Genomic DNA, 10744 nt, shown 5'->3' on the forward strand with positions numbered 1-10744 from the left:
GCCCTATAGCGCCTTCCACGCCAGGATCGCGCGCAGCCCGACCACCACCGCATCCCCGGCATCGCGCAGGCCGCCGGGGCGGCGGATATATTGCGCATCGGGCTGCAGCGTCAGGAACGGCAATATCTGGTCGCTATAGGTCAGCTCGACCATGCCCTCCGATCCGGTCAGCGGCGGTTCCCCCGCCGGATTGGCGCGGCGATAGGGGGTGCTGAGGTCGGCGCTGGCGATGCCCAGCGACAGCCGGCTTTCGGGCCGTCCGCCGACGATGCCCTGTCCGGTCACCCCGACCTGGAACCCGCCCGCGAACGGCGTGGTGCGCCCGTCGGACAGGCCGATCCGGCAGAACCCGCGCCAATGGCCCGGTGCATCCGCCCGTCCCGCGATCGTCCCCTCGACCATCGCATAGACACCGTGCGAAGCGGCGTCGCCGGCGCCGGTCGAAACGCCCGGCGGCACGATCCGCGGCTGGCGGTGGCTATAGGCCCAGCCGCCGATCGCCAGCGTGACCGGCCCCTGCCAGCCCGCTTCGCCGACGAACAGCGTCGATCGCCGCTCGCCGGTATCGGCGGTGCCGCGCGGCGCACGGATCGCCGCTGCCTGCACATAGTTGCGCTCGTCCCCGGCGCGCAGCCGAACGGCCAGGTCGGTGCGCGGAAAGATCGACGGACCGTTGGGGCCGGTCGCCGACAGTTCCGACCCGATCCCGAACGCGGGCGCGATCAGGTGCGACGCCGCATCGCTGGCGTAGAATTCGCTGTTGAGGTCGTATTTGCCGATCAGGATCGAAACCCGGTCGCCGGCAAAGCTCTGCTGCACCCATGCCTGATAGAGCAGCAGGTCGGCCCCCGCGACCTCGATATTGTCGACGCCCTGCAACGTGCCGGCCAGATCGTTGGGCCGCCCGCCAGTGTTGCTGAGCAGGCTGGCAAAGGCGCTGCCCCCCTGCCAGCCGACCACGCGGTCGAGGTCGATGGCGGCCAGCACATCGATATTGTCGAGATAACGCACGCCGCGCGCATCGTCGCCCGCCGCTATCCCGATCACATCGCCCTTGTAGACGAAGTCGAGGCTGACCGGGCCGGCCGCTTCCTCTTGTGCATGGGCCGGCGCCATTCCGGCCATCAGGCCGATCGCGCTACCCATGATCCACCGTCGAATCATCGCTCCTCTCCCCCTGCCATGCTGTCGTGCTGCGGCTGCCCCCCGCCCCCGGGGGGCAGCCGGTTATGCCGCGCGTCCGAAATCGGCGTCGCCATGGTCCGGTCCGCCGTGCGACAGGTCGAGCGCGAAGCCGCGGGCGCGGGTCTGCTGATCGGCGACCGAGTTCGGCTTGGCCTTCGCCTTGGGCTGGGTGCGGGCGGCGGGCTTGCGCGCGGCCGGACGGCGCGCGGCGGGACCGTCGTCCACCCGGAAGAAGGCGATGCTCTGCTGCAGTTCGTTCGCCTGTCCGGCCAGTTCCTCGGAGGTCGAGGTGATCTGTTCGGACGCCGACGCGTTCTGCTGCGTTACCTGGTCGAGCTGCTGCAACGCCTGGTTGATCTGGCTGGCGCCGATGTCCTGTTCACGGCACGCCGCGCTGATTTCGGACACCAGTTCGGCAGTCCGACGGATGTCGGGAACCAGCTTGGTCAGCATTTCGCCGGCCTGTGCCGCCGCCTGCACCGTGTCGCTCGACACCGCGCTGATCTCGGCAGCGGCCGTCTGACTACGCTCGGCGAGCTTGCGGACTTCGGAGGCGACGACCGCGAAGCCGCGGCCATGTTCGCCCGCGCGTGCCGCCTCGACCGCGGCGTTCAGCGCCAGCAGGTCGGTCTGGCGCGCGATTTCCTGCACGATGCCGATCTTTTCGGCGATGGTGCGCATCGCCTTGGCTGCACGGTCGACCGCGACGCCGCTGGCTTCGGCATCCTTCGACGACTGACGTGCGATCTTTTCGGTCTGCGCGGCATTGTCGGCATTCTGTTTGATGTTGGCGGCCATCTCTTCCATCGATGCCGAGGCTTCTTCCGCCGAAGCGGCCTGTTCGGTGGCACCCTGCGATACCTGTTCCGACGAGGCCGACAGTTCCTGGCTGCCGCCCGCGACATTGTCCGCCGCCGCCGTTGCGTCCCCGACGACGGCACGCAGCCGCTCGACCATCGTCACCAGCGCATGGCCCAGCCGGTCCTTGTCCGACAGCGGCGTATGGTCGACGGTCAGGTCGCCCTGCGCGATCTTGTCCGCCAGCGCTGCCGACTGGCGGAGCCCGGCGACCATCCGACCCATCGCGATGCCCAGCTGATCCTTGTCCGACAGCGGCTGATGGTCCAGCGACAGGTCGCCCAGCGCGATCGCATCGGCCAGCCCCGCCGACTGGCGCAAATTGCCGGTCATCCGCCCGACCGTGTCGACCAGATCCCTGATCTCGTCGTTGCTCCTGGCGTGCACATCGGGGTTGAGGTTGCCCTGCGCCACCGCGTCGAGCGCGACCGACACCTTCTTCAGCCCACGCGACACCAGCAGGCTGACCCACGTCGCTCCCGCGATCGCCAGCAGGAACGCGCCGAGCGCCACGGCGAACAGCGTCGTACGCGACTGGGCATACAGCGCGTCGCCTTCGCGATCGGCGTTGCGCATCTCCTCGCGCTGGCGGGACACCATCTGGTCGACGATGCTGCCCGACATGTCGGCTGCCTCGCGTCCCTCGCCCATCGAGATCACGGCGGCGTCCTGCCTGTTCCCTTGGCGGGACAGCGCCAAGGCCTTGTCCGCCACCTGCTTGTACGTCGCCCAGGATTGCCGGATCTTCTGGAACAGCACCTTGTCGTTCGCATCGGCGGTATCCGGCGTCACCGCGATCAGGTCGTCGGCGCGGGCACGCTGGCGCTTCATTTCGGCCAGCTGCTGCGCCAGCACCGTCGGATCGGTCGTCAGCGCGACGTTCTTCTCGGCGATCACCGCCGAGTTCGCCGCATCGTTGAACTGCTGGATACGGTCGAGTGTCGTTGCCGAATCATCGACCAGATCGCTCATCGATGTGTTCAGCCTCCCCAGCCGGCTGACGCTGAACCCGACGATCCCCGACAGTAACAGCAGGACGACGGCAAATGTCGCTACCAGCTTCATCTTTATCGTAGCGCGCATATTGTTTCCGATCGCAAGAAATTGTTCGCTTGTCCGAAGTGGAAGGTACGATCGCGGAATATGCGGATGGTTTCTAAGATTTGGTTCGACGGCTGTTAGGATTGCGGGAAGGGAAGTTAACGACCGTTCGGGCGGATCACTGCGACAGGATATGTCTTTTCCTGCCGATTTCTCTGCAAGTTCGCCGCTGGCAGGAACGGCACGATCCGAAACGCTGCAATGGCAGCGGCTTGGGGCGACCTCCCGCCGCCCGGTCGCACCGGCCCGGTCATGGTTGCGCCGTTCCGCAGGGGGGAGACATGCTTAACGCGCTGCATCGACCCGGCGGCGACACGGAATAAAAATACTCGGCGTGGTTGCGCAAATCCCGCAGGGACCGGGTGCCGCCACCGGGGCCCCGGGGGCCAGACACGCTTTTCGTGGAATTGTCTGGAAGCTGCCGCTACCGCTCGGTCCGCACAAGATGGGGAATGGCCGATGGCTGGTGGTTTGGTTGCGTTGCTCGACGATATTGCCGCGATCGCGAAGCTCGCCGCGGCATCGCTCGACGATGTCAGCGCGGCGGCCGGGCGCGCCGGGGCCAAGGCGGCGGGCGTCGTCATCGACGATGCCGCGGTCACCCCGCGCTACGTCACCGGCCTGTCGCCCGGGCGCGAACTGCCGATCATCGGCAAGATCGCGCTCGGTTCGCTCCGCAACAAGCTGCTGATCCTGCTGCCCGCCGCGCTGCTGCTGAAATTCTTCGCGCCATGGGCGATCACCCCGATCCTGATGGCGGGCGGCGCGTTCCTGTGCTTCGAGGGTGCGGAAAAGGTCCTCGCCCCGCTGCTCGGCGGGCATGAAGCGGCGGAGACCGCCGTCAGCACCGATCCGGCGGAGATGGAGCGCACGCAGGTCAGCGGCGCGATCCGCACCGACCTGATCCTGTCGGCCGAGATCATGATCATCGCCCTGAACGAACTGCCCGCGCTGTCGATCTGGATGCAGGGCATCGCGCTGGCGGTGGTCGGCATCGCGATCACCGTGGGCGTTTACGGCGTCGTCGCGCTGATCGTGAAGATGGACGATATCGGCCTCGCGCTCGCCCGCCGTTCCAGCGCGATCGCGCAGACGGTCGGCCGCGGGCTGGTGCAGGCGATGCCGGTCGTGCTGAAGGCACTGGCGCTGATCGGCACCGCGGCGATGCTGTGGGTCGGCGGACAGATCATCCTGCACGGGATGGAGGAATTCGGCTTCGCCACCCTGCCGCACTTCGTCCACGACACCGCGCACCACGCGGCGCAAGCGGTGCCTGCGCTGGGCGGCGTGCTCGACTGGCTGGTCAACGCTGCCGCCGCCGCGGTGTTCGGTATCGTGATCGGCGGGATCATCGCCGGCGTGCTGCACGTCCTGCCGAAGAAGCATTGAGGGCGGGGCTTCCCTTCGCTTCCCGCCACCCCCGGCGCCCACCGTTCGGTTCGAGCAGCTTCGAGCTTGTCGAGAAGCGCCCGTCGAGAACTTGGTCGCCTGGGGCACCCCCTTCTCGACTTCGGTTCTCGACAAGCTCGAACCTGCGCTCGAAGCAAACGGATTTGGTAGGGTGGGGTAAGGGAACGCAACAACCACCCCCAACCTACCGCACCACCCCGCGCGCCAACCGCTCCTCGGTCGGCGTGAAAGCCGAACGCGGTGAGGGCACGACCGGCACGTCGGTCGCGAAATAGGCGACGCCCGTCCCGCGCCGCAGATCGACCCATAGCCCCGAGCGCAGGCCATAGGCGTCGCCAGCATGACCGATGCGGACCCGGCCGTCGCCGAACGGGTCGTCGCGACACCCGCCGGCCGGCGTGGCGAGGAACGTTACCGCGAGGCCATAGCGGCACAGGAATCCGGCTTGCTTCGCGCCCGTCGTCGCGTCGCTGCCGGTATCGCCGTTGGTCCCGTCCCACGTCCACAGCGGAGTAGTCAGCGTCGCGAACGCCCGCCGCGACAACAACCGCCCGCCGGGCATGCGACCCTTATTCAACAGCATCCGCCCGATCGTCGCCAGCCCGCGCGCGGAAATGCGCAAGCCCCCTTGCGGCGAGAACATCGCGCCGTTCACCCCGGCACGCCACCGCGACAGGTCGCACGACCCGTCGCGCGCCGGTTCTACCGGGCAGGGCGGGGGGCGGCCCTGATGGTCGTCCTTGGTCGGCTGGCGTCCGCGATATTGCACGACCGCCCGCGCCGCGAAATCGGGCGGACAGCTTGCCCAATTATAGCAGGCCTCGATGCCGAGCGGCGCGAACACCAGCCGCTGCATCGCCCGGTCGAACCGCTCGCCGGTAATCCGCTCGATCACGCTGGCCACGATCGGGAAATTGAGATTGGCATAGGCGAACCATCTGCCCGGCGCGTGTGCGGTATCCCACGCCTTCGGATCGGCCAGCACCGGTGCCAGTTCGCCATCAAGGGGCAGGACATAGTCGACCCCGTCGGCGATGCCCGCGCGATGCGACAACAACATGCGCAGGCTGATCGGCACATCGGGGTAGCGTGGATGCCGCAACCGCCAGCCCAGCGCTTCCGACACATCGGCATCGAGATCGAGTGCTCCTGCATCGACCAGCCGCAGCACCGCGATCGCGGTCACCAGCTTGGAGATCGACGCGACGCGCACCGGATCGTCGGCGGTGACGGGACGGTTGGCGGCGATATCGGCAAGGCCGGTCGCGATGACCGCCGTCTCGCCACGCCGATCGAACGCGACCCGCACCTCGGCGACCGGTTGTGAGGCGGCGAGCAGAAGGGCGGCTGCGACTATCGGCATATGGCTTCCCCGGTTTCCGCTCTACCCAACCTTACCCCATCCGTTTGCTTCGAGCGCAGGTTCGAGCCTGTCGAGAACCGAAGTCGAGAAGGGGTTGCCCCAAACTACCCGTTCTCGACGGACGCTTCTCGACTTCGCTCGAAGCTGCTCGAACCAAACGGGGAAGTGGCGAGCTTCCCCCCTAAAACTTCACATCCGCCTGCACCGTGAACGCCCGTCCGCGCGGATCGGCGACGCGCGGTTCCCATGCCCCGCCCGAGCCGGTGTTCGAATCATAGGTGATCGCGAACGGCGGATCGACGTCGAACAGGTTCTTGACCCCCAGCGTCAGCCGCGTCGCACTGTTGCCCAGATTCAGGAAGCTGACCGCAAGGTTATAGGTGACATAGGGTTTTACGAATTCGTTGAATCCCGGCCGCGTCACCGTGCCCGCGGCGATACCGGGCAGCGCCTGGTTCCGGTACCCGTCGCGGTACAGCTGGGTCAGGGCAATTGTTACCTGATCGTTGGTATAGCTGACGAACGCATTGTGCTTCCATTTGAGGCTCAGGTCGCCGGCAAAGCTGAACACGCCGATCAGGCTGGGACCATAGTCCGACCCCTCGGTCAGCTTCTCCCGCCGCTTGAGCATATAGGTGCCGTCGATCCCCGCAAGGAAGCTGCCGCCGAACCCGTCGACCCCGCCGCGCGCGGTAAGTTCGAGGCCCTGCGTCCGCCGCGCACCGGCATTGATCCAGCGCCGGTCGATGATGACCAGCTCGCCCGCCCCATTGCGGATGAAGCGGTCGGGGAACAGGCTCGCATTGTCGATCAGCTCGCGCTCGGTCAGCAGCTGGATCGTGTCGTCGACGTTGATCGCCCAGAAATCGACCGAGGCGCTGAACTTCGGTGCTGGCTGGAACACCACGCCCGCGCTGAACATCTTGGCACTCTCCGGCCCCAGATCGGGATTGCCGCCGGTATAGATGTTGGGCTGTACCGCCTGGCAGGCCGGGTTGGTGGTGTTGGGAATGCCGCCGGGGCAGCGCACCGGATCGGCGAGGTCGCGCCCGGCATAGGGCGAATCGGTCAGCCCGTTGAAAATCTGGTTGAAGGTCGGCACGCGGAACCCGGTGCTGAACGATCCGCGGAACATCAGCGGTTCCCACGGGCGGTACTTCACCGACACCTTCGGATTGGTGCTGGTGCCGAAATCGCCATAATCGTCGATGCGCAGCGCCCCGGTCAGTTCGAACCCGCGGAACAGCGGCAGCAGCAATTCGGTATAGGCCGCCTTCACCTGCCGGTTCCGGCGGCGCAACGCGTTCACATTGTCGAACGCGGCAAGGAAGATGACCGGCGCGTTGGCGGCGGCGGCTTCGGAGCCGTTGAAGCTGTAGGTTTCGCTGCGGAAATCGATGCCGGCCGCCAGCTGCGCCTTGCCACCGGGCAGGCGGAACAGCGGACCGGCGATCGAATAGTCGATCTGCTTGACCTCGTAGCGCCCGCCATAGAGCGTCGATCCTTCCGCCGACACCGATGCCAGCGCCGCCAGCGCCGCGTCGGTCTGGTTGACGGTAAAAGGGTTCAGGATGCCGCTGTTGAGCAGCCCGGCGAGGCCGGGGCCGGCGGCGCCCGCTGCGGTCGGCGCGGTGGGATCATAGGCACCGTTGTTCAGCGTGCCGCGATAATAATAGCCGCTGCCCAGCACCGAACTGGATTCGCTGCGCGCATACGACCCGCCGGCACGATAGTCCCAGCCGGTCCACAGCGGCCCTTCAGCGGCCAGCGTGACGCGCAGCGTCTTGGTATCGGTCTCATATTCGCGCGGGCCGCAGGCAAGACAGCGCCAGCGGAACGCGATCGGCTTGCCGTAATTGGCGGCGACCGCCGGAAAGGTGCCGCGGATCGCGTTGTAGACCGCGTTGTAGGTCGGCGCGGTCAGGCTGTTGAGCGGATAGGCGACCTGCAGGTTGGTGGTGTTGCTCGACACCTGCGCATTGGAGAACAGTTTGGCCGAATTGGCGTTCGATCCGGTGACTTCCAGCGAAATCTGGTGATCCTCCGCCACGCGCGCGACGGCGCGGGCGAGATAGGTCAGTGTCTTGATCGGCTGCTGGATCACCGCCGCGCGGCCCGTATCCCAGGCGCAGGCATAGCGGGCGGACACGTTGTTCCACAGCGCATCGTCATAGGCCATGCCGCCGTCCATCGATTCGCATCCGGCACCGCCGGGCAGGTCGAGCGGGTTGATCCCGCCTGATGCCGCCGTGGTCGTGCCGGGGATGACGAGGCCGGCCAGTACCTGTGCGGTCGCGGTGCCGCCCAGTAGCGTGCCGTTCGCCAGCGTGCTGCCTTGCAGCGTGGAACGGTTTAGCGGGAAAGCGGTGGCGATCGGCGTGCCGCGCGTGTCGACCGACAGGCCGCGATCGGGCTGGTTGCCGTTCACGAAGTCGCGATTGGCGCCGAACAGGATGTTGTTCCAGCGATAGGCGACCGCGCCCATCACGTTGAACCCCTGATCGTCCAGATCGCCAAAGCCGGCGATCGCCGACACGCGATAGATATTGCCGTCGCCCTGTTCGGTGATGTCGGTCGCGCCCATCACGCCGACGCCCCGGTAATCGGTGCGGGTGATGAAGTTGATGACGCCGCCGATCGCGTCGGTGCCATAGATTGCCGACGCGCCGTCCTTCAGCACCTCGACCCGCTCGATCGCCGCGAACGGGATCTGGTTCACATCGACCGCCGCGCCCGACAGACCGTGCGCCGCGACGCGACGGCTGTTGAGCAGCACCAGCGTCGCCGCCGACCCCTGACCGCGCAGGTTGGCGGCCGACAGGCCGTTGGTGCCGCGTTGCGCACCGGTCGTCACATCGGCGTTGGAGGCGAGGTTGTCGGCACCGGTACCGTTGCTGGTCAGCAGGCTGATAAGCTGTTCCGGGCTGGCGATCGCGTTGCGTTCCAGTTCGGCATTGCTGATGATCTGCAGCGGGAGCGAGCTGTTATTGGGGTCGCGCTTGATTCGCGATCCGGTGACGAGGATTTCGCCATCGTCCGCCTTCGATGCCGGGGTGGTCTGTACCGCGACGCCGGTCGGGGTCGCTGCCTCCTGCGTCGTCACGCCTTCGCTGACCGTCTGCGCGCCGGCCGAACCCGTCGCCATCATCGCCGCGAGCAGCGAACCGCTCATCAGCATCATCGCCTTGCCAGCCCGCATGTCGTCGCCCCCAAATTGTCCGCGCCGCCCCCCGGCGGCTGTCGGCAACAATAAGCAACAAAAGCGTCATCGTGTGAAAGGGGCGGGCATGGCGCTTTTCGGTGCGACCGTAGCAATACGGTAACACTCACCCAAGAAACATGGCAGCGCCATAGCTTGCGGCTATAGTGCGGCGGCCACCGCCAACAGCGCTGCGTCCATCGCCGGGGTTGCCGGACTGCCATCGGGGAAATCATTGGCGTAGATCGCGAAGGTGAGCGCCTGTCCGCTGGCGGCAGTCATCGTGCCGGCCAGCGCCGACGCACCGCTCAGGCTTCCCGTCTTGGCGTGCAGCTTGCCGGCGAGCGGCGTATCCTTGAACCGGCGGGCCAGCGTCCCGTCGACGCCGCCGACCGGCAGCGTCGCGATCCACCGCGCGCCCCAGGGTTGCGCCTGTGCCCAGCGCAGCAGCGTCACCATCCCCCGCGGAGTCACGCGGTTATAGGTCGACATGCCCGATCCGTCGGACAGGGTCCATGCCGTGCGCGGCACGCCCGCCGTCTGCAACATGCCCGCGACCTGCGTCAGCCCGTCGGCGATCGATCCCGTGCCGCGCACGCTCCCGATACGCCGCAGCAACAGTTCGGCGTGCAAATTCTGGCTGGCCTTGTTGGTGATCGCGATGTCGTCGATCAGCGGGGCGGGCAGGGTGCGCGCCAACATCGGCGGCGGTGTGCCACCTTCCACGACGCCGCCATCCTCTTCCGCCCGATAGGGGCGGTGCCGCACCCCCACCCGCCCGGTCACCCGAACGCCCTTCGTCCGCAACACCTTCGCGAACATCCACGCCGCATGATGCGCCGCGTCCTCCACCCCGACCCGCACCGTCGCACCCGGTCCCGGCGCGACCGTCCCCGACAGGCGCAGCACGTCGCTGCCCGGCATCCGGTCGAAGCCGACGGCGTTGGTCGTACCGACGCGTATCCGGTTGTCGATCCGGTAATAGTCCGAACCACCGACGACCGCCCGGCCACCGTCGGCGGTAATCGTCACCGCCACCTCATTGTCGTCCAGCGTCAGCGCGGAGGCGGCGGTGCCATAGCGCCCGGCCATGTTGTTCCACCCCATCCCCGGCGACCAGCGCTGGTCGGGGAAGCGACTGTCGTCGCCGATCACGTCGCCGACGGTCTTCGTCCGCGCCGCCACCGCATCGGCCAGCGTCGACAGGCAATCGACCCGGCAATCGGCGGCACTCGACAGCCGCGCGTCGCCCGCCCCCACCAGCACCACGTCGCGTTCCTCCATCCGCACGCCCGTCCCGGCATCGTCGGGCCCGTCAAGCGGCAGCGTGGCGAAGGTCGCCAACGTCGTGAAAATCTTGGTATTCGAAGCGGGTACGTAGCGTCCGTCGGGATCGATCGCGACCCGTTCCACCCCGGCGGCATCGGCGACGACCAGTCCGAAGCGCGTGCCCGGCGGCGCCTTGGCCAGCGCCGCGCGGACGCTGGCCTCGATCCCCGGATCGGGCGCCGCCGCCGCCAGCATCACCCCTGCCGCCCCGATGAAGATCGTCGATATCCTGTGCATGGGACCGCATCCTAGAGCGCGCCGGGCGCCGCGCAACCGGTTGGACCTGCCGGCTATAGCCG

6 protein-coding genes are annotated in these 10744 nt (G+C 67.5%); 1 reads left to right on the forward strand and 5 read right to left on the reverse strand.

The window, feature by feature from the left end:
- Positions 1–3: 3 nt before the first annotated feature.
- A complete protein-coding gene (locus tag MF610_RS11940; RefSeq protein WP_242196783.1) occupies positions 4–1164 on the reverse strand; it encodes a carbohydrate porin in 1161 nt (386 codons plus the stop codon).
- Positions 1165–1227: 63 nt separating this feature from the next.
- Positions 1228–3126 (reverse strand): methyl-accepting chemotaxis protein, encoded by a 1899-nt coding sequence (locus tag MF610_RS11945; RefSeq protein ID WP_242196785.1) that lies wholly within the window; start codon positions 3124–3126, stop codon positions 1228–1230.
- A gap of 477 nt (positions 3127–3603) precedes the next feature.
- Between MF610_RS11945 and MF610_RS11950 the strand changes: the two genes are divergently transcribed.
- The gene (locus MF610_RS11950) at positions 3604–4533 is read left to right on the forward strand and encodes a DUF808 domain-containing protein (protein ID WP_242196788.1); all 930 of its coding nucleotides are present in this window, start codon (positions 3604–3606) and stop codon (positions 4531–4533) included.
- Between the two features lie 205 nt (positions 4534–4738).
- Here MF610_RS11950 and MF610_RS11955 read toward each other — a convergent pair whose 3' ends face one another.
- From MF610_RS11955 to dacB, 3 genes are all read right to left on the reverse strand, one after another.
- Positions 4739–5917 (reverse strand): serine hydrolase domain-containing protein, encoded by a 1179-nt coding sequence (locus tag MF610_RS11955; RefSeq protein WP_242196791.1) that lies wholly within the window; start codon positions 5915–5917, stop codon positions 4739–4741.
- Positions 5918–6098: 181 nt separating this feature from the next.
- Positions 6099–9116, reverse strand: coding sequence for a TonB-dependent receptor plug domain-containing protein (locus tag MF610_RS11960; RefSeq protein ID WP_242196794.1), 3018 nt, complete (start codon positions 9114–9116; stop codon positions 6099–6101).
- Positions 9117–9278: 162 nt separating this feature from the next.
- Positions 9279–10682 carry a D-alanyl-D-alanine carboxypeptidase/D-alanyl-D-alanine endopeptidase gene (gene dacB, locus MF610_RS11965; RefSeq protein ID WP_242196796.1) on the reverse strand — a complete coding sequence of 468 codons (1404 nt, stop codon included), beginning with the start codon at positions 10680–10682 and terminating at the stop codon, positions 9279–9281.
- Positions 10683–10744: the final 62 nt, after the last annotated feature.

It is taken from the genome of Sphingomonas hankookensis (assembly GCF_022664465.1).
Taxonomy (GTDB): domain Bacteria; phylum Pseudomonadota; class Alphaproteobacteria; order Sphingomonadales; family Sphingomonadaceae; genus Sphingomonas; species Sphingomonas hankookensis.

Coding starts and splice junctions, on each gene's coding strand:
- MF610_RS11940 (WP_242196783.1), bottom strand. CDS start 1,164: ATGATTCGACGGTGGATCATGGGTAGCGCGATCGGCCTGATGGCCGGA.
- MF610_RS11945 (WP_242196785.1), bottom strand. CDS start 3,126: ATGCGCGCTACGATAAAGATGAAGCTGGTAGCGACATTTGCCGTCGTC.
- MF610_RS11950 (WP_242196788.1), top strand. CDS start 3,604: ATGGCTGGTGGTTTGGTTGCGTTGCTCGACGATATTGCCGCGATCGCG.
- MF610_RS11955 (WP_242196791.1), bottom strand. CDS start 5,917: ATGCCGATAGTCGCAGCCGCCCTTCTGCTCGCCGCCTCACAACCGGTC.
- MF610_RS11960 (WP_242196794.1), bottom strand. CDS start 9,116: ATGCGGGCTGGCAAGGCGATGATGCTGATGAGCGGTTCGCTGCTCGCG.
- dacB (WP_242196796.1), bottom strand. CDS start 10,682: ATGCACAGGATATCGACGATCTTCATCGGGGCGGCAGGGGTGATGCTG.